Origin of the sequence: Bacteroides sp. 1_1_14, assembly GCF_000162515.1 — a bacterium.
GTDB classification, from domain to species: Bacteria; Bacteroidota; Bacteroidia; order Bacteroidales; family Bacteroidaceae; genus Bacteroides; species Bacteroides thetaiotaomicron.
The window spans coordinates 110,850-131,862 of the sequence record NZ_GG774712.1 but is presented as its reverse complement, the minus strand read 5'-3'; the positions used below and the strand labels follow the sequence as shown (position 1 = coordinate 131,862).

Here is a 21,013-nt window from a genome sequence, read left to right as displayed (position 1 = left end):
TTCCCCTTGCTTTCATATCCTGCAAAGGCTGAAAACAAAGTTCAATCGGACAAAAAAGATGAAATAGCGGCTAAATCAGAAAAACGGAATGCAACGCCAGCTTCTGCCTCGGACAGGGAGGTGGCGGAGAAGGGAGACTGGAAAAGTCCACCGTCTGGTCTATGGAAGTGAAAGTAAATAGCTGGCAATACTGTTCGCAGAAAAGTGTTATCACCGGAACGGAAACTGTCAGTTCGGAAATATGCTTCATCAAGTCGGGCTTATAGATAGTTGCCGTACAGCCCTTTTCTCTGCAATCTTTCTTTGAGTCGCAAGTATGAGACTTCTTACATTTGGGACAGCCATCGGCACAACAGCCCTGCACAGCCTCGCAACGGGAACAGCAATAATGAACAATAGATACTCCTGCCCCTGAATAGATAATCAGGAGAGAAAGGATCACTGCTGTTATGTAGGCTAGTCTCTTCATTTCGGGAGACAAAGATAAGGTATTCCGGCAACAATATCAAATTAAATAATTCTCCATTTTTATTCGTACTACTGATATTATCCGTATATTTGACCGCATATTAGTTCTTTTAAATACATCATGTCATGGAATATCATCGTATATCTTTCATCCACAACGATACAGAGTATTCGTTCATTAAAGCTATAAATGGAAGTTTAACAGGATACGCTTTAGTATCAGCTTGCCGGGCAGAAGTCGTCCATTACATGAAAGAAAACAATTTAAAAGGTAGTTACATATTAACCGGTATGTCAAAGGCTTAATCACATGAAAGCTAAAAGAGAGCAGATATTAATCAGAACTTCCTGGATTAGTACTATTGGTAATGCCATACTTTCCACATCAAAAATCATCGTAGGTTTATGGGCCGGCAGTCTTGCCGTGCTAGGCGACGGTATTGATTCGGCAACGGATGTGATCATCTCCATTGTCATGATTTTCACAGCACGCATTATCAGCCAGCCGCCTTCCAAGAAGTACGTATTCGGCTATGAGAAAGCCGAAGGGATTGCGACTAAAATTCTTTCGCTTGTGATATTCTATGCAGGGGTGCAAATGTTGATATCATCTATCGGAAGTATCTTTTCCGAAGAAGCAAAAGAAATTCCGTCAGCCATTGCCATATACGTCACGATCTTTTCGATTATCGGCAAACTTCTATTGGCTTTATATCAGTACAAACAAGGGAAAAAGATAGATAGCTCCATGCTGACGGCCAATGCCATCAATATGCGCAATGATGTTATCATTTCCTCCGGTGTGCTGCTGGGACTGATATTCACGTTCATATTCAAACTGCCTATACTCGACTCCATCACAGGACTAATCATCAGCCTCTTTATCATAAAATCTTCGATTGGCATTTTCATCGATTCGAATGTGGAATTGATGGATGGCGTCAAAGATGTCAATGTGTACAATAAGATATTCGAAGCAGTAGAAACAGTTCCCGGTGCGAGCAACCCACACCGGGTAAGATCAAGAATGATCGGGAATCTTTATATGATTACCCTCGATATCGAGGTAAATCCGCAGATAACCATCACACAGGCCCATCAGATAGCCGACGCTGTGGAGAAAAGCATAAAAAGCTCTATAGACAATGTCTATGATATCTTAGTACACGTGGAACCTGCCGGCGAATGTCAGACAGACGAGAAATTTGGTATTGACAAGGGTATGGTGAATTGACGGAAGGCGTTAAGGAGCAAGTATATGCTCCCCCGAAGCTGTTATGATTACTCCACCACAATCACTGACCACCGTCTCGTGCTTTCCATCCGGAGTGACTATGATGGAACCAGTCTGTATGATATGCTTTCCGTCCGTCGTCACACGTATGCGGGCGCTTGTTTCTTCTTTTTCTTTCTTTTCCTTCTTTGCAGATTCCTCCTCTTCCTTATCCTCTATGGCTCTGTTCCGGTCCATACAGCCATTGGTATGATAACTTTTCATCTTAGTCACCCGGTCATCAACGAACCAGATATTAACGACTCCTGCAATACTTGACTCGGAAGTACGAAATTCCAGCATCTCACTCTCTTCGTCAAAACTTCGATAGCTCGGTTTACCCATAATGGCTATTACTTCTTTTGAAGACATCCCACGTTGGATAATACTCAAATTCTCATAAGTAATTCTGCTTGCATAACAACTGCTGAGCAATATCACCAGCAGCAAAGACATAAGGATCTGACTCTTTTTCATAATAGGTATAGTTTAGTAGTTTTTTTGAATACCCCAAATGTAGTATGAGAAAATTCCCTTCGCAAAGACTTCTTCCTACTTGCAAATAGGAATTTCCCTATCTATGAAAAACGACAGGTATAACCTATGACTACTAACATTTCTTCTCTCAACTATCCTATTGGCTTATCTATCATACCATCCGCCACAGAGAATCAATGACTGCATACCTTACTGATATCGACCGTAAATTCCTCACCGGCAGGCATGAACTTCCCTTTTCGTTTAAGAAATCCGATCAGTTCATCCACTTCCATATTATCTGCCGAACAAGTATAAAAACGCTGATGTTCGCCAAACTTCTCTACAATTGCAGCCCTCAGAGATGCCTCAGTATAACTATTTCCCTCCATCATGTGAAGGACTTCGTGTGCATGTAACTGTTCCATAATCTATTTTTTCTGCAAAGATAAGTACGGCGTACAGATTAAAACTGTAACATATGATACAGAAGCAAGAAAAAAAGAATCATTAACAATGGCATCCCCTATATACATTGCCGGAGAAAGTAGCTGAATATTTTTCCTTTTTTATTCGCAGTATTCGGTAATTTCATTTATATTTGTCGATAGTGATAGATATGATCAATGTTGAATTTATAGAAAAAACGAGTATGAAAAAACAATATGTCAGTCTGCTTGCGGTTATACTTTCGGTAAGCGGCTTTTTGTTTTCTTGTCATGACAAGATGAACAAAAACACGGGAGCATTACAATTCGATAGTATACAGGTTAACGAGACGGCACACCTCTTTAATGACACCGCCAAACCCGCGTGCAATATTATCATCAACTTCGCCTATCCCGTCAAGTCGTCGGACGAGATGCTGAAAGACAGTCTGAACGCTTACTTCATCTCCGTCTGCTTCGGAGACAAATATATCGGCGAAAAGCCAGAAGCGGTAGTGAAGCAATACGCCAAGAATTACATTGACGAGTATCGCCACGACCAAGAGCCGATGTACGCCGAAGACGAAAAGAATAAAGAAAGCGATGCAGTGGTAGGCGCATGGTACTCCTATTACAAGAGCATCGAAAGCCACGTGCAACTTTATGAGAAAGACCTGCTAGTATATCGCGTTGACTACAACGAATATACCGGAGGCGCACACGGTATGTATATGTCGACTTTCCTGAACATGGATCTCACTCTGATGCGTCCGCTCCGCCTCGATGATATTTTTGTAGGCGACTTCCAGGAAGCCCTGACGGATCTGATCTGGAACCAGCTGATGGCTGACAACAAAGTAACTACTCACGAAGCGCTGGAAGACATGGGATATGCTTCGACCGGAGACATCGCCCCGACAGAGAACTTCTATCTGAGTAAAGAAGGTATCACCTTCTACTATAATATATACGACATCACACCGTACTCGATGGGACCTGTCAAAGTTACCATTCCATACTCTATGATGGAACATCTGCTGGGCAGCAACCCAATTCTTGGAGACCTGAAAGATTAAACAGCTATTAAAAGATTGAACACCAATGAATATCCTGTTGTTATTGCCCCGTGTGATGCAGAAGGATATTCATTTCACTTATAAATCAAAATTCACCATTCAAAATACTTAAAGTGGAAATCATACTGAAATATTTTCCGGATCTGACGGAAGAGCAGCGTAAACAGTTTGCCGCTCTATACGACCTCTACATCGACTGGAATGCGAAAATCAACGTTATCTCCCGCAAAGACATCGAAAATCTGTACGAGCATCATGTTCTCCATTCATTAGGCATCGCCAAAGTGATTCAATTCCGTCCTGGAACCAAGGTCATGGATCTGGGTACAGGAGGAGGATTTCCCGGCATTCCGCTCGCCATCCTGTTCCCCGAAACCAAGTTTCATCTGGTAGACAGCATCGGCAAGAAAGTACGTGTGGCGACAGAAGTGGCCAATGCCATCGGACTGAAAAAACGTCACTTTCCGTCATGCCCGTGCCGAAGAGGAAAAACAACAGTTCGATTTCGTCGTGAGCCGTGCCGTAATGCCTTTGGCGGATCTGATCAAGATCATCAAAAAGAACATTTCCCCCAAACAGCAGAATGCTTTGCCCAACGGACTAATCTGTCTCAAAGGAGGCGAACTGGAGCATGAAACGATGCCGTTCAAGCATAAAACAGTCATCCACAGCCTGAGCGAAAACTTCGAGGAAGAGTTCTTTGAAACAAAGAAGGTAGTATATTCACAAATATAGGAATCAGGAGTTATCAAAACCATGAAAATAAAGAGATTTGAGTTTAATATGTTTCCCGTAAATTGCTACGTTTTATGGGATGACACAAAAGAGGCGGTTGTCATCGATCCGGGCTGCTTCTACGAAGAGGAAAAACAAGCACTAAAGAAGTTCATCCTCACCAATGAGTTAACAGTGAAACATCTGCTGAATACTCACTTACATCTGGATCACATCTTCGGCAATCCGTTTATGCTGAAAGAGTTCGGTCTGTCGGCAGAAGCCAATAAGGCGGATGAGTTCTGGATCGATGAAGCTCCGAAACAGAGCCGTATGTTCGGCTTCCAATTGCAGGAAGAACCGGTTCCGTTGGGGAAATATCTGCATGACGGAGATATCATCACTTTCGGACACACCAAACTGGAAGCAATCCATGTCCCCGGACATTCGCCCGGTAGCCTGGTGTATTATTGCAAGGAAGAAAACTGCATGTTCTCCGGCGACGTATTGTTTCAAGGCAGCATCGGTCGTGCCGATCTGTCGGGTGGCAACTTCGACGAACTGATCGATCATATTTGCAGCCGTTTATTCGTACTTCCCAACGAGACAGTCGTATACCCCGGACACGGTGCGCCAACGACCATCGGAATGGAGAAGGCAGAGAATCCATTTTTCAGATAAAAAAAAGAATACAAGTAATAGGTAATAAGTAACAGGTAATAATCGTAGCTGCCAGTATATTTATCCGCATGGATATTACTTATTACTTATTATCTATTACTTAAAAACATCCCCCATAAATTATGAAAACAGATTTGTTAGCTAGCCGTCACATCGGCATCAATGAAGAAGACACAGCTGTGATGCTCCGCAAAATAGGCGTAGACTCACTGGATGAACTGATCAACAAAACCATCCCTGCCAACATCCGACTGAAGGAACCGCTGGCACTGGCCAAGCCGTTGACGGAATACGAATTTGGAAAACACATTGCCGACCTGGCAAGTAAAAACAAACTGTATACGACATACATCGGATTGGGGTGGTATAATACGATTACTCCTGCCGTTATCCAACGGAATGTATTCGAAAATCCCGTATGGTATACTTCTTACACGCCTTATCAGACAGAAGTGTCGCAAGGAAGACTGGAAGCGTTGATGAATTTCCAGACTGCCGTCTGTGACCTCACCGCTATGCCGCTCGCCAACTGCTCACTGCTGGATGAAGCGACTGCCGCTGCCGAAGCCGTAACCATGATGTATGCTCTGCGTTCGCGTGCCCAACAGAAAGCAGGTGCCAACATAGTCTTTGTGGACGAAAACATCTTCCCGCAGACCTTGGCAGTAATGACCACACGTGCCATTCCACAAGGCATCGAATTGCGCACAGGCAAATATAAAGAGTTTGAACCCTCACCGGAAATCTTCGCCTGCATCCTGCAATATCCTAACTCCAGCGGTAATGTGGAAGACTATGCCGACTTCACAAAAAAGGCACATGAAGCAGACTGCAAAGTTGCCGTTGCCGCTGACATTCTGAGTCTTGCCCTGCTGACTCCTCCGGGAGAATGGGGAGCGGATATCGTATTCGGTACAACACAACGTCTGGGTACACCAATGTTTTACGGTGGCCCTTCGGCAGCCTACTTCGCCACACGTGACGAGTACAAGCGGAACATGCCGGGACGCATCATCGGATGGTCCAAAGACAAATACGGCAAACTCTGCTACCGAATGGCTTTGCAGACACGCGAACAGCATATCAAACGCGAAAAAGCCACTTCCAATATTTGCACGGCTCAGGCATTACTCGCTACGATGGCAGGTTTCTACGCTGTATATCACGGACAGGAAGGAATCAGAACGATTGCTTCGCGTATTCATAGCATCACTGTCTTCCTCGACAAGCAATTGAAGAAATTCGGATATACGCAAGTCAATGCACAATATTTCGATACGCTACGTTTCGAGTTGCCGGAACACGTTTCGGCGCAGCAGATTCGCACGATCGCACTAAGCAAGGAAGTGAACCTGCGCTATTACGAGAATGGAGACGTAGGTTTCAGCATCGATGAAACGACAGACGTAGCAGCTACGAACGTGTTGCTTTCCATCTTTGCCATTGCCGCCGGGAAAGATTATCAGAAGGTAGAGGACGTGCCGGAAAAGAGCAATATTGACAAAGCACTGAAACGCACCACGCCTTTCCTCACGCACGAGGTATTCTCCAACTATCATACGGAAACGGAAATGATGCGCTACATCAAACGTCTGGATCGGAAGGATATTTCATTGGCCCAGTCCATGATTTCCCTCGGATCGTGCACGATGAAGCTCAACGCAGCCGCTGAAATGCTTCCTTTAAGCCGTCCGGAGTTTATGAGCATGCATCCGTTGGTGCCGGAAGATCAGGCGGAAGGATATCGTGAATTGATCAGCAATTTGAGCGAGGACTTGAAGGTTATTACCGGATTTGCAGGTGTCAGCCTGCAGCCGAACTCGGGTGCTGCGGGAGAATATGCCGGTCTGCGAGTTATCCGTGCGTATCTTGAAAGTATTGGTCAAGGACATCGCAACAAAATATTGATTCCGGCTTCGGCACACGGTACGAATCCTGCATCTGCCATACAGGCCGGATTTGAAACCGTCACCTGCGCTTGCGACGAGCAAGGAAACGTGGATATGGGCGACCTGCGTGCCAAAGCCGAAGAGAACAAGGAAGCACTGGCTGCACTGATGATCACCTATCCGTCAACGCATGGTATCTTCGAGACGGAAATAAAGGAAATCTGTGAAATCATCCACGCTTGTGGCGCACAAGTATATATGGATGGTGCCAACATGAATGCACAGGTAGGATTGACCAATCCGGGATTTATAGGTGCAGACGTTTGTCACTTGAATTTGCACAAGACGTTTGCTTCACCACATGGCGGCGGCGGTCCGGGTGTAGGCCCTATCTGTGTAGCTGAGCATCTGGTTCCATTCTTGCCGGGACATTCGATCTTCGGCAGTACGCAAAATCAGGTTTCCGCAGCTCCGTTCGGCAGTGCGGGTATCTTGCCTATCACATACGGCTACATCCGGATGATGGGTACCGAAGGCTTGACTCAGGCTACTAAAATAGCCATTCTCAATGCCAACTATCTGGCTGCCTGTCTAAAAGATACTTACGGTATTGTTTATCGGGGAGCTACCGGTTTCGTCGGACATGAAATGATTCTGGAATGCCGCAAGGTACATGAAGAAACGGGTATCTCAGAAAATGACATCGCAAAGCGTCTGATGGACTACGGCTATCATGCCCCGACTCTCTCCTTCCCTGTTCACGGCACATTGATGATTGAACCTACTGAAAGCGAAAGCCTGGCGGAGTTGAACAACTTTGTAGACGTCATGCTGAATATATGGAAAGAAATTCAGGAAGTGAAAAACGAAGAAGCGGATAAGAATGATAATGTATTAGTCAACGCCCCGCATCCGGAATATGAAATTGTGAATGACAACTGGGAACATTCCTACACACGTGAGAAAGCAGCATATCCGATAGAAAGCGTGCGTGAGAATAAGTTCTGGGTGAATGTGGCTCGCGTAGACAATACGTTGGGAGACCGGAAATTATTGCCGACCCGCTACGGAACGTTCGAATAAGAAGAAACTTTCAAAGGAAATCCGTACATGAAAAAATAAGCCCGGAGCTCACATCTGCTGAGCTCCGGGCTTACCTTTGTTAAGCACCGAGCGTATTCCAATAAGCACCGAGCTAAATGAACATAAGAAGCGACTCCGAAACCTTACGGTTATCATGCTGCTCTTCATTCCATTCCATGTTTATCGAAAACATAGTCTGGTTCTATCTGACAACAGTCACTGTTCCGGCTTTTAGCATTTTCTCCCTTAGTGAGATTTTAGGATCAGCATATCCTAAAGCTACACAGCCATATACTTTATGATTCTCCGGTACACCCAAAGAGCTTATAAATTCACGAACTTCGGGATCATCGCAAGTCGTACCCAACTGATTGATCCAGCAAGATCCGATTCCCAGAGAATGGGCAGCCAAAAACATATTCTCAATCGCGCAGGCACAATCCATGCCGGCCCACCATTGAGTGGGTTCGTTGGACACGATCACCAAAGTCGGGGCATGATAATAACAGCAATACGCCTTGCTATGACCACGCTCCTGTAATTTCGGTTCATCGCTTTTAGCAAAAGCGCCTTTAATCCGTTCATTCAATTCTGCCAGTTTATCTGCATTTTGAATAGCGGTAAAATGCCATGTCTCCAAATGCATCCCACTGGGTGCAAAAGTGGCAGCTTCCAGAATAGCCTGTAAGTCTTCTTCCGAAACTTGCCGGTCAGTATAAGCCCGTACACTACGACGTGCTTTGATATTTTCTAAAACTTCATTCGTTTTCATATACTATATTTACTATACTTACAACTCGTTCACCACTTGCATTTATCGTTTTACCAATCCGATCTTTGCATTCAGTTTGAAGTAATACGTACCGTTCTCTCTTTCCAAAAAGCCGTATTTGTCTTTATCCAGAGAACCTTTCTCCAAACGGGTATTCAAGAACAGGAAGTCCTCCATAACCGGTTTCTCTGACTTGTGATAGCAAAGAACTTCCCCACTCCCATCCATCAACAGGATACCTTCAACAGCCGAATCCTGTCCAGTATATATCTTTGCCGGACGCATACCCAAGGCTAATGCCATCAGGAATTGCTTCACTTTAAACTCATAGAAACCATGTTTGTTTACCAATTCATCTTTTATTTTCAACGGGTTCATCTGTTTGATTACTTCCGTCAGTTCACTGATACGGGTGATGTCGTCCAAGTGCATGATGCGCACCATTTCTGTCAGCACACGAGGAAAGTGTAAGTCAATCATTAAAAGATTGCTACGGAATACCCGATCTGCCACGTCTGAATATTTAAGTACTCCACCCAACCGTTCAATCAGTAGCATTCGCTCTGCTACTTCATTAGGGGCTTCCGGCAAGGCGTTAATCTTATTCACGGTAGGAGTTGCAAATTTAACTCCGCTCTGTTCCAGTTTCAAGTTGGCCGCACGGCCTCCGTCCAACAGCGGATTCATAGCACCCAATCGCGAACGAACGCTGAACCCGCTCAACGGTGCCTCCGGATGCCAGAAGGCAATATAAAAATCAGTACGATCTTCCGTCTTCGCTTCCAGATCGAAAATTGCGACTTCATCCAAAAACTCTTCCACCCCATCCGGAGAAGCGACTTCATCCTCCGAAGAGGACTTGACAGCCTGCAAAATCAAATCTGCCACAATCCCGAAATCTTCCCGGGGAACGGATTTCTCACTATTTTCTCCTTTGATGCGGACCATCTCTTTTTCTATATAGTAGCAGCGCGTTCCGTCATGTTCCTCCCGTTGAATCATTGCGATAGGCCAGTTGATCTCTCCTTTCTTCGCTTTAGCCGTTCCCAACGTTACTTTTCCTTCTGTCAGCAGACGGAAGAAAGTATACAGTTCACACCATTCTCTTTTTGTTGCTTCAAATGCCATATATTCTTATTTTTCTTTATTTTACTCTTCATCAAGAATCCTTGCGGTCTCCACTTTCTCCAATCGTGCACGCAGTTTGGGCATCATGGAACGACGGATACGCAACGTCATGCTGCAATCCATATCGTACGATTGGCTGAGAATTTCCGGTTCTTCCTCCTTTACAATACGCATGATATCGTTCATAAAAGGATATTCAAACATTACGGTCACTTCTTCATCTACCGTTTTTTCTATAATGGTAGCGGCAGATATTGCTTCGGCAGCAGCTGCTTTATAAGCTACAATCAGTCCGCTCGTTCCTAACTTGATTCCACCGAAATAACGGACTACAATAATCAGAATATCAGTCAGTTCATTAGAGTTAATTTGCCCGAGAATGGGCTTTCCCGCCGTTCCCGAAGGTTCACCGTTATCATTGGCTCGAAAATCCTTTCGCGCTGCACCTAACATATAAGCATAGCACACGTGCCGTGCATCATAATACTTCTTCTGATACGTTTCAAGATGCGCTTTTATCTCATCAAGGGTACGCACAGGCAAGGCGATGGCAATAAACTTGCTTCGCTTTTCTGTATAAATACCTTCGGAAGGTTCGACGATAGTTTTATAAGTATCTTCAGCAGTCATGCCGCAAAGATACGGCTTTCTTGACGAAATTCCATCTGCTGTTCGAAAATATTAGAGCTTCTCATTAAAACGAGCGCTTCATTTCATGCAGTCAAACGGTCAATGGGGTGCAATCAAGCAGTCAATTGGAGGTAGTCGGGTGGTCGTTTTAACGGAATCGGGCGGTCATTTATACAAAAACAAGCGGTCAATCTCTCACAAATGTCCTGTTGATTGTGAGAGATTGACCGCTCTATTTTCTATATAGAATATGTCTTAATCCAACTTATGGATAACCAGTCCTGAACGAAGTTTCGGTTCAAACCAAGTCGTTTTGGGAGGCATAATGTTGCCAGTATCGGCAATATCCATCAATTGCTTCATGGATACGGGATAAAGAGCCAGAGCTACTTTCATTTCTCCACTGTCAACACGCTTCTTCAATTCTCCCAAACCGCGGATACCGCCTACAAAGTCAATACGCTTATCCGAACGGAGGTCTTTGATTCCTAAAATCTCATCTAAAATCAGATTGGAAGAAATAGTAACGTCAAGCACGCCGATAGGATCATTGTCATTGTATGTACCTGCCTTTGCCGTCAGACTATACCACTTGTCGCCAAGATAGAGGGAGAAATTGTGCAAACCGGACGGTTTATAGATATCTGTACCCTTTTCTTCTACAACAAAATTCTTATCCAATGCAGCAAGAAATTGTTCGGGAGTCAGCCCGTTGAGGTCTTTTACTACACGGTTATAGTCGATGATAGTCAATTGATTGGCAGGGAAACATACAGCCATGAAATAGTTATACTCTTCATCGCCACGATGGTTCGCGTTTTGCTTTGCTTTCTCGGCACCTACCAGAGCAGCAGCAGCGGAACGATGATGCCCGTCGGCAATATATAATGCCGGCATTTTAGCAAATTCTGCAGTAATTGCAGCGATATCTTCGTCCTGGTCAACAATCCAGAAAGTATGTCCGAAGCCATCACCCGGAGCGATAAAGTCGTAAACAGGCTTTTCGGCTGTGTATTTCCGAATGATTGTATCCAATTTCGCATTATCGGGATAGGCAAAGAATACAGGTTCGATATTCGCATTGTTCACACGAACGTGCTTCATACGGTCTTCTTCCTTATCACGACGGGTAAGCTCATGCTTCTTGATGATACCGTTCATATAGTCAGGAACATAAGCGCCTACTACCAGTCCATACTGAGTTTTCCCGTTCATGGTCTGGGCATAGATGTAATAGTTTTCCTTTGCATCCTGCACTAACCAGCCTTTATCCTGAAACAGCCGGAAGTTTTCGGCAGCTTTCTCATAAACACGTTCATCGTGTTCATCCGTACCAACAGGAAAGTCAATCTCGGGCTTAATGATATGATAAAGGGATTTTTCATTTCCAGCTGCTTCTGTACGCGCTTCTTCTGAGTTTAATACATCGTAAGGACGGGAAGCAACCTGTTCAACCAGGTCTTGTGGAGGGCGAACGCCCTTAAAAGGTTTGATAATAGCCATAAGTCATGGTATGTTTTTAAGATTAGTACAACAGATACGCCCTCGCAAAAGCCGAGGGCGAAATCTGATAACATATTTCTGAATATACTACTTAATGTACACCAGCACCTATCATCAAATAAGTGACTGAACAACGATAAGCAGTCTTACTATTCATCTCATTATTTGTTTACTCTGAACTTCTCGCAACCGTCTTTCAGGAAACCGACAATCTGTTGAGCAGCAGCAATACCGGCATTGATATTTGCTTCGGCAGTCTGTGCACCCATCTTCTTCGGAGTAGAGAAATAACGTCCTGCAAACTTCTCAGCAAATTCCGCATTAGCAGCAGGCATGATATCTGTCATATACTTGAAGTCGGCACGGTCTTCCATCAATTTGATCAGCTCGGCTTCGTTGATCACTTCCTTACGGGCAGTGTTCACCAGCATAGCGCCTTTTGGCATCTCTTTCAGCAAAGCGTAGTTGATAGAGTTCTTCGTTTCAGCAGTTGCCGGGATATGAAGAGACACTACCTGACAAGTCTTGTACAGTTCTTCTGCAGAGTCAAGTGCCTTCACGCCATCTTTCTCGATCACTTCTTTCGGACAGAAAGCGTCGTAGGCGTACACTTCCATTCCGAAGCCTTTAGCTACACGGGCAACGTTGCGACCAACGTTTCCGTATGCATGGATACCCAGTTTCTTGCCCATCAATTCTGTACCGGAAGTACCGTTATAGAAGTTACGAACGGCGTATACCATCATGCCCAAAGCCAGTTCGGCAACAGCATTGGAGTTCTGTCCCGGAGTATTCATCACGCAAACATTGTGAGCGGTAGCGGCAGCCAGGTCTACATTATCGTATCCGGCACCAGCACGAACTACAATCTTCAGTTCTTTAGCAGCATCCAGCACCTCTGCATCAATAATATCACTACGGATAATGATAGCATTAGCATCTTTCACTGCATCCAGCAACTGTGCTTTATCGGTATATTTCTCCAGCAAAGCAAGCTCATATCCGGCTGCTTCGATTTCTTTACGGATACCGTCTACAGCAACTTTGGCAAACGGTTTTTCAGTAGCTACAAGTACTTTCATAATTTATCTGTATCTTTTAAAAAAGATTCACCACAGACTTCACCGGCCTACACACTATATTCAATAAGATTTCAGTGTAAATCCGTGCAATCTGTGGTGACTCTATTTATATTATTAATGAAGTTTTTCAAATTCCTGCATGCAGTCGATCAAAGCTTGTACACTTTCTTTCGGCAGAGCATTGTAGCAAGATGCACGGAAACCACCCACTGAACGATGTCCTTTGATACCTACCATACCTTTTTCTGTAGCGAACTTCATGAAGTCAGCTTCCAGATCCTTGTATTCGGGAGCCATCACGAAACAGATGTTCATGCGTGAACGGTCTTCTTTGGCAGCAGTACCTACAAACAGTTTGTTACGGTCGATTTCAGCGTACAGCATATCAGCCTTTTCGATAGCACGACGTTCCATTTCTTTCACGCCACCCTGTGCCTTAATCCAACGCAGGTTCAACAGTGCAGCATAGATAGGCACTACCGGAGGAGTGTTGAACATAGAACCGTTATCGATGTGAGTCTGATAGTTCAGCATTGACGGGATGTAACGAGAAACTTTGCCTACCGCATCATTCTTCACGATAACGAATGTAACACCGGCAGGAGCCAGATTTTTCTGCGCACCACCATAGATACAGATATATTTGGATACGTCGATCGGACGAGAGAAAATATCAGAAGACATATCGGCAACCATCGGAACCGGAGAATTGAGATCTTCTTTTAATTCTGTACCGTAAATCGTGTTATTGGTAGTTATGTGGAAATAATCTGCGTCAGCAGGAATTGTGTAATCTTTCGGGATGTAAGTATATGTAGCTTCAGCGGAAGAAGCAACTTCTACGACTTCACCAAACCCCTTAGCTTCTTTCATTGCTTTCTTTGCCCACACACCTGTATTCAGATAAGCAGCCTTTTTTTCAAGGAAGTTGAAAGGTACCATGCAGAACTCCATACTAGCACCACCACCAAGGAACAGTACCGAATAACCTTCGGGGATATTGAGTAATTCCTTGAATAATGCCTCTGCTTCGTCAACCACAGGTTGGAAGTCTTTGGCACGGTGACTGATTTCCATCAGGGAGAGACCAGAGCCGTTGAAATCTAAAATAGCCTTCGCTGTATCCTCTATCACCTCACGCGGAAGAATGGAAGGTCCTGCATTGAAATTATGCTTTTTCATTTGAAGTTTGTTTTTGGTTTAACATTTCGTTAGTTTATGTCTTTTGACCTTGCGAATTTACGAATTTATTTCCGGTGCACAAATCTTTCCTTATAAAAATACTGTTCTAAAGCAGATTTCTCTTTCTTTTTATTGGTTTATACAAGATATATACACCATATTGTTATCCATACATATCAAGCAAGGGATAAAAGGCGAAAATATAACCCGTGGGAAATAATCGGTTATAGAGTGAAAGGAAAACGGTTATAAAATGAATATTTATTAAGAAAGACAGAGAAAAACGAGGATTTCTCACCCTAACAAGCGACGAGACTAAAATTATAAAAATAAGTCAGAAAGAAAGGAGTCTCCAATACCTTCCTAAAAGAAAAGAAATGGAGACTGTCACAGAAATATTTTTCTACTATCATTTTACTCTGTCATCCGGGGAAGATATCTCCCACTTCAGAAAAGTGATATTATTTGTAATGACAAAGCCGATCATTTCGTCATTGCAGCATCCCAATCACCTATTTGGTTCTTGAAATTCCCCTTTCAGCTTTGAGAACACCTGTTGTTTTTCGGCTCCCTTTATTTAGCTTCCTCAATGATAGTCTTCATTCCTTTGATTTTTTCCCCTTGAATAAGATTCAGGAGTTGCTTCACTTTTGCCCGACGAACGGCAACAAAAGCATAATGCTCTTTCACATCAATCGCACCTACATCTTCACGCGTCAGATTACCTTTCTTATAAAGGAATCCGGCAATGTCCATCCGGCTCAGTTTCTCCTTCTTTCCTTTACCTATATATATAGTAGTCCAGACTGATTTGGGAGGACGCGAAGGATTTTCCGGCAGTTCCATCGTTTCTATATCTTCGGGAATATATTCAGGTAGTTTCTCTTCTGTGTGAAGAATCAGATAAGAAGTACCTGTTGCATCCCAACGTGCCGTACGTCCGTTACGATGTGTAAACGCTTCTTCGTTCACAGGCAGATGATAGTGAATGATGTGCTCTATCTCCGGAATATCAAGTCCACGGGCAGCAAGGTCGGTGGAGATCAGTACATGACAGCTTCCGTTACGGAACTTATACAATGCCCGTTCCCGATCCGGCTGTTCCATACCACCATGAAAACGTTCGGCTGATAGTTTCTTATCTTCGAGCAGCTTATGCACACGATCCACCGCATCCCGATGATTGCAGAAAACAATGCTGGAACTGCTTCCCAATGTACAAAGCAAGTTGTAAAGCGTAGCAATCTTATCTTTGGAAGGAGAAAGCACCTTCATCAGCTTCAACCGGTTTTCCTGTTCTTCGGTTGCCTCCGGAAGAAAATCCAGTTTGACTGTCCGGTTCAGTCCCGTAAACTGAGGAATTTCTTCGGCATCAGTAGCCGACAGCAGCATACGTTTCTTTAATCCCGGAAGCTGGGTAATGATCTCTGCCATCTCATCATGAAAGCCGAACTCCAGCGATTTATCAAACTCATCGATAATCAAAGTCTCGATTGTTTCGGGATCAAAGTTCCTTTTGGACAGATGGTCGGTGATACGTCCCGGAGTACCGATAATGATGGCAGGACGATTTCCTGCAATGCTTTTCTTTTCTTCGGCAATGGGATGCCCGCCGTAGCAGCAACACGTTTTCCATGAAGTTCCCATGCTCCGGAATACGGTATCTATCTGTAAAGCCAACTCACGGGAAGGCACCAAAATCAGCACCTGCACGCTGTCATCATTCGGTTTTAGGATAAGCAACAGAGGCAAAAGATATGCCAACGTCTTACCCGATCCTGTCGGTGACAACAGGATAACATCTTTCCTGCCCGTGCCCTGTTCGAGCGCAGCTTCCTGCATCGGGTTCAAAGATTCAATCTTCAAATTCTGAAGAGCGGACTGTATTATTTCATTTTTCTCTAACATGGGGACAAAGATACAAAAAGGACGAAAAGATTCGGTAAGATAGTGCATAAAGAAAGCGGGAAATCTGAAAAGCACCATTGTCTTTTACAGATTTCCCGCCAGTTTCTTTATGTTACTCTTCCGGTCCTCTCCGACCGGAAATCAACTTCCGAAGATTATCCTCCAAAGTTATCGAACATCAGGTTCTGAGCCGGAACGCCCAGATCGTCGAGCATCTTCTCTACAGCTTTCGACATCGGACCAGGACCACACATATAGTATTCAATATCTTCAGGAGCTTCGTGGTTCTTCAAGTAAGTTTCATAAATTACGTTGTGTACGAAGCCCGGAGTATATTTCACACCGGCAGCATCAGCAGCAGGATCCGGACGGTCGAGTGCCAGATGGAATGTGAAGTTCGGGAAATCCTTTTCAATTTGCAGGAAGTCTTCCAGATAGAATACTTCGTTCAGCGCACGGGCACCATAGAAGTATGACATCTTGCGGTCGGTCGTATGCAATGTTTTCGTCAAGTGCATGATCTGTGCACGCAACGGAGCCATACCGGCACCACCACCGATCCACATCATTTCCTTGTTAGAGTCGAAAATCGGATGGAAGTCTCCATAAGGACCACTCATTATTACCTTGTCACCCGGTTTCAGCGTAAAGATATAAGAAGAAGCGATACCCGGCATTACATCCATAAATCCGGGACCTTGTTCTTTCGGCTTGAACGGAGGGGTAGCGATACGTACAGTCAGCATGATACGGTCACCTTCTGCAGGATAGTTGGCCATAGAGTAAGCACGGATTGTTTCCTCTTCATTCTTACATTTCAAGCCCAGCAAACCGAATTTCTCCCATGCAGGCAGATATTCTTCACCGATCAGGCTCTTATCAATGTCCTTATCATAATCCATTGAGAATTTAGGTATCTTGATCTGTGCGTAAGAACCCGGGATAAAGTCCATGTGTTCGCCTTTAGGCAATGCCACGATAAACTCTTTGATAAATGTAGCCACATTCTTGTTGGAGATCACTTCGCACTCCCACTCTTTCACGCCGAGTACAGACTCGTCAATCTTGATAGCCATGTCACTCTTCACTTTCACCTGACAGCCCAGACGCCAGTGGTCTTGTTGCTGTTTACGGCTGAAGTGAGGAACTTCAGAAGGCAGGATTTCGCCACCACCTTCGAGTACCTGACATTTGCACTGTCCGCAAGAACCCTTGCCACCACAAGCGGATGACAGGAATACACCGTTTACGGCCAGCGTATTAAGCAATGTGGAACCGGACTCTACTTCCAGTCCTGTTTCGCCATTGATCGTTAGTTTCACGTTACCTGACGGTACCAGAAATTTCTTGGCAACCAGCAAGATAACAACAAGCAACAGAATAACCACAAGGAATACCCCAATGCTTGATAATATTAAATTCATATCCATTGTCTTATTCCTTTCTTTTTAGATGTTCAAACCAGAGAAACACATAAATGCGATTGCCATCAGACCTACAGTGATAAATGTGATACCCAGACCTTTCAGCGGAGCAGGTACATCAGAGTAAGCCATTTTCTCACGGATAGCAGCCAGACCGACGATAGCCAGCAGCCAGCCGATACCCGAACCGAGTGCGTAAGACAGCGCATCCCATACATCACCGATGTATTTCGGATCGCTTGCACCCAGATTGATGCGTTGTTGCATAAACAAAGAAGCACCCATGATAGCACAGTTAACGGCGATCAACGGCAGAAAGATACCCAGTGAAGCATACAGCGACGGGCTGAAACGTTCTACCACCATCTCCACCAATTGCACGATACCGGCAATAACGGCAATGAAAAGAATAAAACTCAGGAAGCTGAGGTCAACACCTTCAATGATAGCGTTGGCAGCCAGCACCTTGGTTTGCAATAAATAGTTCACCGGAAGCGTAACCAGCAACACGAATGTTACGGCTATACCCAGTCCTACGGCAGTCTTCACATTCTTCGATACAGCCAGATATGAGCACATACCCAAGAAGAACGCGAATATCATGTTGTCCACAAAGATGGAGCGGACGAATAAACTTAATAAATGTTCCATATATTTTAATTAAGAATTAAGAATGAAGAATTTCGAGTTTATGAGTGTTACCTTCATTCATCCTTCTTCACCCTTCATTTATATTAATTACTTTCTTCTTGCAGTTCTTTGTGACGTGCACGCTGATACCAGATGATGCAAGCTACGATAATCAATGCCATCGGCGGCATCAACATCAGACCGTTGTTTACATAACCGATATTCTGGATAGGCTCATAATTCAGGATATTGAAACCAAGCAAAGTTCCCGAACCGAGCAGTTCGCGGAAGAAAGCTACGATTACCAGAATCTTGGCATAACCCAAACCGTTACCAACTCCGTCAAGGAATGATTCCCAAGGACCGTTCTGCATGGCAAATGCTTCCAGACGTCCCATCAGGATACAGTTGGTAATGATCAAACCTACATAAACAGAGAGCTGTACACTTACATCGTATGCAAACGCTTTCAGAATTTCACTAACGATGGTAACCAAAGCAGCAACCACTACCAACTGAACGATGATACGGATACGATTTGGAATCGTCTTACGCAACAGTGAAATAACGACATTGGCAAACGCTGTAATCACAGTAACTGAAAGTCCCATCACAATGGCGGGTTCCAGCTTGGCAGTAACAGCAAGTGCAGAACAGATACCAAGCACCTGTACGGTTACCGGATTATCGATTCCCAACGGAGCAGAGAATACTTCTTTATTCTTCTTTGAAAACAGTTGTCCCATATTCTTTATCCTCCTCCTTATTATTTAGTTAAAAAACTTATGTAATTATTCAGACAAGCCTTCAGCATAGCATCCACACCTACCGAAGTGATCGTACCACCAGAGATACCGTCCACTTGGTAATCAGCTTTTTCTACCTTGCCATTCTTAACAACACCCAGAGCAACGGCACCGTTTTCCAGTGTCTTCTTGCCTGCGAATTCGTGTTGGAACCAGTCAGTAGCGATTTCAGCACCCAGACCCGGAGTTTCACTTGCGTGTGAGAAGTATACACCGTAAACTGTGTCTTTGTCCTCGTTCAGAGCAACGTATCCCCAGATACCGCCCCAAAGACCGGCACCGTATACAGGAACCACATATTTAGTCTGACCATCTACATCACATACAAATACGTGCAGACGTTGGTGTTCTTTCACTTCTTTCTCGTAGTTAGTGGCAAACTCACCTGTGTTTTCAGTCAGCGTGCCGTCTACGTTCATCAGCATATCACCTTTTACATATTTCTGATATTCGGCATCAGCATCTTCTACATTTTTAATGTTCAATGCAGCAAGAATCTGCTTTTTAGTGTCCAACTGCACATTCTTGTCTTGTGTAGCTTTCAGTGAAGAACTAACGAATGCCAGCAGGAATGCAACGATAACAACCATTACCGAAGCATAAATGATAGTATAACTATTACTATTTGTATTCATTTTCATTCGGTATTATTGGTTAGACTTAACAGCGCGTTTCTCGCGACGGCTGATATTACTCTGTACTACACAGTAGTCGATCAGCGGAGCGAAGATGTTCATCAGCAGGATAGCGAGCATCATACCTTCGGGATAACCCGGATTCAGTACGCGGATAACGATAGCCATCACACCGATCAGGAATCCGAAGATGTATTTACCTCTTTCCGTACGTGCGGATGTCACAGGGTCGGTAGCCATGAATACGGCACCGAAGCAGAAACCACCCAATACAAGGTGTTCGTACCAAGGCATCTGAGCCATTGTGTTGTTTTCCATGCCGATAGCATTGAATACCCAGGCCATGAATGCACCACCAACGAATACGGAAAGCATCGTCTTCCAGCTTGCAACGCCTGTCCACAGCAGGATAACGGCACCGATCAGAATGGCGATCACACTTGTTTCACCGATAGAACCGGGAATAAGACCTGTTATCATATCCATGTTGAATGCAGGAACCGTGCCCGATGTAGCAGCTTGTCCCAGCGGGGTAGCCACAGTCAGACCGTCTACAGCCTGTCCCATACCAAAAATGGTATCGCCGGATACCCAAACGGCGTCACCGGACATCTTGGTCGGATAAGCGAAGAACAGGAATGCACGGGTGATCAACGCTACGTTGAACACATTCATACCCGTACCACCGAATACTTCTTTTGCAAAGATAACAGAGAATGCAGTTGCTACGGCAAGAATCCAAAGCGGACAGTCTACCGGAACGATCATCGGGATCAGAATACCGGAAACAAGGAATCCTTCCTGAATTTCCTCCTTCTTCCATTGAGCTACGACGAACTCAATACCCAGACCGACAACGTATGATACGATAATTTTAGGCAATACAGCCAGAAATCCGTAGATAAACATTTCGATGAAGCTGCCAGTAGCACCCGTGTGGGTGAAATGCTGGTAACCTACGTTGTACATACCGAACAGCAGCGCCGGTACTAACGAAATAACCACAATCGACATAATACGCTTGCTGTCGATCGCGTCGTGTATGTGCGTTCCCGTTTTCGCAGTCTTGCTGGGCACGAACAGGAATGTTTCGAAGCCGTCGAACACCGACTGGAATGCGTGGAATTTACCGCCCTCTTCAAAGTTCGGCTTTATCTTATCGAGATAATTTCTTAACGCTTTCATTAATATATTACTATTTTACGATTTACAATTTACAATTTG

20 protein-coding genes and 1 pseudogene are annotated in these 21,013 nt (G+C 44.4%); 6 read left to right on the top strand and 15 right to left on the bottom strand.

What is annotated here, in order from left to right; translation table 11 throughout:
• Nucleotides 1-70: 70 nt before the first annotated feature.
• Nucleotides 71-469, bottom strand: coding sequence for a hypothetical protein (locus HMPREF9007_RS02570; protein WP_008763496.1), 399 nt, complete (start codon nucleotides 467-469; stop codon nucleotides 71-73).
• 125 nt (nucleotides 470-594) lie between these two features.
• Between HMPREF9007_RS02570 and HMPREF9007_RS26580 the strand changes: the two genes are divergently transcribed.
• The gene (locus HMPREF9007_RS26580) at nucleotides 595-774 is read left to right on the top strand and encodes a hypothetical protein (protein WP_008763495.1); all 180 of its coding nucleotides are present in this window, start codon (nucleotides 595-597) and stop codon (nucleotides 772-774) included.
• A 4-nt stretch (nucleotides 775-778) separates the two neighbouring features.
• Complete coding sequence (locus tag HMPREF9007_RS02575; RefSeq protein WP_008763494.1) at nucleotides 779-1,702, top strand: cation diffusion facilitator family transporter; 924 nt, start codon at nucleotides 779-781, stop codon at nucleotides 1,700-1,702.
• A 9-nt stretch (nucleotides 1,703-1,711) separates the two neighbouring features.
• On the opposite strand, the gene HMPREF9007_RS02580 is transcribed toward HMPREF9007_RS02575, so the two are convergent.
• Nucleotides 1,712-2,218, bottom strand: a complete 507-nt coding sequence (locus HMPREF9007_RS02580) for a hypothetical protein (protein WP_022471110.1) — start codon at nucleotides 2,216-2,218, stop codon at nucleotides 1,712-1,714.
• 194 nt (nucleotides 2,219-2,412) lie between these two features.
• Nucleotides 2,413-2,646, bottom strand: a complete 234-nt coding sequence (locus HMPREF9007_RS02585; RefSeq protein ID WP_008763492.1) for a YecH family metal-binding protein — start codon at nucleotides 2,644-2,646, stop codon at nucleotides 2,413-2,415.
• 224 nt (nucleotides 2,647-2,870) lie between these two features.
• On the opposite strand from HMPREF9007_RS02585, the gene HMPREF9007_RS02590 reads away from it, so the two are divergent.
• From HMPREF9007_RS02590 to gcvP, 4 genes and pseudogenes are all read left to right on the top strand, one after another.
• Nucleotides 2,871-3,722, top strand: a complete 852-nt coding sequence (locus HMPREF9007_RS02590) for a DUF3298 and DUF4163 domain-containing protein (protein ID WP_016267722.1) — start codon at nucleotides 2,871-2,873, stop codon at nucleotides 3,720-3,722.
• A gap of 113 nt (nucleotides 3,723-3,835) precedes the next feature.
• Nucleotides 3,836-4,457 (top strand): annotated as a pseudogene (rsmG, locus tag HMPREF9007_RS02595) (16S rRNA (guanine(527)-N(7))-methyltransferase RsmG).
• Between the two features lie 21 nt (nucleotides 4,458-4,478).
• A complete protein-coding gene (locus tag HMPREF9007_RS02600; RefSeq protein ID WP_008763490.1) occupies nucleotides 4,479-5,117 on the top strand; it encodes an MBL fold metallo-hydrolase in 639 nt (212 codons plus the stop codon).
• 122 nt (nucleotides 5,118-5,239) lie between these two features.
• On the top strand, nucleotides 5,240-8,089 hold the full coding sequence (gene gcvP / locus HMPREF9007_RS02605; RefSeq protein ID WP_008763489.1) for an aminomethyl-transferring glycine dehydrogenase: 2,850 nt from the start codon (nucleotides 5,240-5,242) through the stop codon (nucleotides 8,087-8,089).
• A gap of 202 nt (nucleotides 8,090-8,291) precedes the next feature.
• Here the strand turns inward: gcvP and HMPREF9007_RS02610 are convergent, their stop codons facing one another.
• The 12 genes from HMPREF9007_RS02610 to HMPREF9007_RS02665 all read right to left on the bottom strand — a co-directional run bounded on the left by HMPREF9007_RS02610 (nucleotide 8,292) and on the right by HMPREF9007_RS02665 (nucleotide 20,974).
• Nucleotides 8,292-8,861: a nitroreductase gene (locus HMPREF9007_RS02610; RefSeq protein WP_008763488.1), complete on the bottom strand. Its 570-nt coding sequence runs from the start codon at nucleotides 8,859-8,861 to the stop codon at nucleotides 8,292-8,294.
• 42 nt (nucleotides 8,862-8,903) lie between these two features.
• On the bottom strand, nucleotides 8,904-9,989 hold the full coding sequence (locus tag HMPREF9007_RS02615) for an HpaII family restriction endonuclease (RefSeq protein ID WP_008763487.1): 1,086 nt from the start codon (nucleotides 9,987-9,989) through the stop codon (nucleotides 8,904-8,906).
• Nucleotides 9,990-10,010: 21 nt separating this feature from the next.
• On the bottom strand, nucleotides 10,011-10,619 hold the full coding sequence (locus HMPREF9007_RS02620) for a YigZ family protein (RefSeq protein ID WP_008763486.1): 609 nt from the start codon (nucleotides 10,617-10,619) through the stop codon (nucleotides 10,011-10,013).
• Between the two features lie 255 nt (nucleotides 10,620-10,874).
• Nucleotides 10,875-12,122 carry a DUF1015 domain-containing protein gene (locus tag HMPREF9007_RS02625; protein ID WP_008763485.1) on the bottom strand — a complete coding sequence of 416 codons (1,248 nt, stop codon included), beginning with the start codon at nucleotides 12,120-12,122 and terminating at the stop codon, nucleotides 10,875-10,877.
• 161 nt (nucleotides 12,123-12,283) lie between these two features.
• On the bottom strand, nucleotides 12,284-13,204 hold the full coding sequence (locus HMPREF9007_RS02630) for an NAD(P)-dependent oxidoreductase (protein ID WP_008763484.1): 921 nt from the start codon (nucleotides 13,202-13,204) through the stop codon (nucleotides 12,284-12,286).
• Between the two features lie 114 nt (nucleotides 13,205-13,318).
• The gene (serC, locus tag HMPREF9007_RS02635; RefSeq protein WP_008763483.1) at nucleotides 13,319-14,386 is read right to left on the bottom strand and encodes a 3-phosphoserine/phosphohydroxythreonine transaminase; all 1,068 of its coding nucleotides are present in this window, start codon (nucleotides 14,384-14,386) and stop codon (nucleotides 13,319-13,321) included.
• Nucleotides 14,387-14,959: 573 nt separating this feature from the next.
• Nucleotides 14,960-16,294 (bottom strand): DEAD/DEAH box helicase, encoded by a 1,335-nt coding sequence (locus HMPREF9007_RS02640; RefSeq protein WP_008763482.1) that lies wholly within the window; start codon nucleotides 16,292-16,294, stop codon nucleotides 14,960-14,962.
• 155 nt (nucleotides 16,295-16,449) lie between these two features.
• Nucleotides 16,450-17,724, bottom strand: coding sequence for an NADH:ubiquinone reductase (Na(+)-transporting) subunit F (gene nqrF / locus HMPREF9007_RS02645; RefSeq protein ID WP_008763481.1), 1,275 nt, complete (start codon nucleotides 17,722-17,724; stop codon nucleotides 16,450-16,452).
• Between the two features lie 18 nt (nucleotides 17,725-17,742).
• Complete coding sequence (gene nqrE, locus HMPREF9007_RS02650; protein WP_008763480.1) at nucleotides 17,743-18,369, bottom strand: NADH:ubiquinone reductase (Na(+)-transporting) subunit E; 627 nt, start codon at nucleotides 18,367-18,369, stop codon at nucleotides 17,743-17,745.
• A gap of 83 nt (nucleotides 18,370-18,452) precedes the next feature.
• A complete protein-coding gene (locus HMPREF9007_RS02655; protein WP_008763479.1) occupies nucleotides 18,453-19,094 on the bottom strand; it encodes an NADH:ubiquinone reductase (Na(+)-transporting) subunit D in 642 nt (213 codons plus the stop codon).
• Between the two features lie 20 nt (nucleotides 19,095-19,114).
• Complete coding sequence (locus HMPREF9007_RS02660; RefSeq protein ID WP_008765873.1) at nucleotides 19,115-19,789, bottom strand: Na(+)-translocating NADH-quinone reductase subunit C; 675 nt, start codon at nucleotides 19,787-19,789, stop codon at nucleotides 19,115-19,117.
• A 12-nt stretch (nucleotides 19,790-19,801) separates the two neighbouring features.
• Complete coding sequence (locus HMPREF9007_RS02665) at nucleotides 19,802-20,974, bottom strand: NADH:ubiquinone reductase (Na(+)-transporting) subunit B (protein ID WP_008763477.1); 1,173 nt, start codon at nucleotides 20,972-20,974, stop codon at nucleotides 19,802-19,804.
• Between the last annotated feature and the right edge of the window lie 39 nt (nucleotides 20,975-21,013).

Coding starts and splice junctions, on each gene's coding strand:
- HMPREF9007_RS02570 (WP_008763496.1), bottom strand. CDS start 469: ATGAAGAGACTAGCCTACATAACAGCAGTGATCCTTTCTCTCCTGATT.
- HMPREF9007_RS26580 (WP_008763495.1), top strand. CDS start 595: ATGGAATATCATCGTATATCTTTCATCCACAACGATACAGAGTATTCG.
- HMPREF9007_RS02575 (WP_008763494.1), top strand. CDS start 779: ATGAAAGCTAAAAGAGAGCAGATATTAATCAGAACTTCCTGGATTAGT.
- HMPREF9007_RS02580 (WP_022471110.1), bottom strand. CDS start 2,218: ATGAAAAAGAGTCAGATCCTTATGTCTTTGCTGCTGGTGATATTGCTC.
- HMPREF9007_RS02585 (WP_008763492.1), bottom strand. CDS start 2,646: ATGGAACAGTTACATGCACACGAAGTCCTTCACATGATGGAGGGAAAT.
- HMPREF9007_RS02590 (WP_016267722.1), top strand. CDS start 2,871: ATGAAAAAACAATATGTCAGTCTGCTTGCGGTTATACTTTCGGTAAGC.
- HMPREF9007_RS02600 (WP_008763490.1), top strand. CDS start 4,479: ATGAAAATAAAGAGATTTGAGTTTAATATGTTTCCCGTAAATTGCTAC.
- gcvP (WP_008763489.1), top strand. CDS start 5,240: ATGAAAACAGATTTGTTAGCTAGCCGTCACATCGGCATCAATGAAGAA.
- HMPREF9007_RS02610 (WP_008763488.1), bottom strand. CDS start 8,861: ATGAAAACGAATGAAGTTTTAGAAAATATCAAAGCACGTCGTAGTGTA.
- HMPREF9007_RS02615 (WP_008763487.1), bottom strand. CDS start 9,989: ATGGCATTTGAAGCAACAAAAAGAGAATGGTGTGAACTGTATACTTTC.
- HMPREF9007_RS02620 (WP_008763486.1), bottom strand. CDS start 10,619: ATGACTGCTGAAGATACTTATAAAACTATCGTCGAACCTTCCGAAGGT.
- HMPREF9007_RS02625 (WP_008763485.1), bottom strand. CDS start 12,122: ATGGCTATTATCAAACCTTTTAAGGGCGTTCGCCCTCCACAAGACCTG.
- HMPREF9007_RS02630 (WP_008763484.1), bottom strand. CDS start 13,204: ATGAAAGTACTTGTAGCTACTGAAAAACCGTTTGCCAAAGTTGCTGTA.
- serC (WP_008763483.1), bottom strand. CDS start 14,386: ATGAAAAAGCATAATTTCAATGCAGGACCTTCCATTCTTCCGCGTGAG.
- HMPREF9007_RS02640 (WP_008763482.1), bottom strand. CDS start 16,294: ATGTTAGAGAAAAATGAAATAATACAGTCCGCTCTTCAGAATTTGAAG.
- nqrF (WP_008763481.1), bottom strand. CDS start 17,724: ATGGATATGAATTTAATATTATCAAGCATTGGGGTATTCCTTGTGGTT.
- nqrE (WP_008763480.1), bottom strand. CDS start 18,369: ATGGAACATTTATTAAGTTTATTCGTCCGCTCCATCTTTGTGGACAAC.
- HMPREF9007_RS02655 (WP_008763479.1), bottom strand. CDS start 19,094: ATGGGACAACTGTTTTCAAAGAAGAATAAAGAAGTATTCTCTGCTCCG.
- HMPREF9007_RS02660 (WP_008765873.1), bottom strand. CDS start 19,789: ATGAATACAAATAGTAATAGTTATACTATCATTTATGCTTCGGTAATG.
- HMPREF9007_RS02665 (WP_008763477.1), bottom strand. CDS start 20,974: ATGAAAGCGTTAAGAAATTATCTCGATAAGATAAAGCCGAACTTTGAA.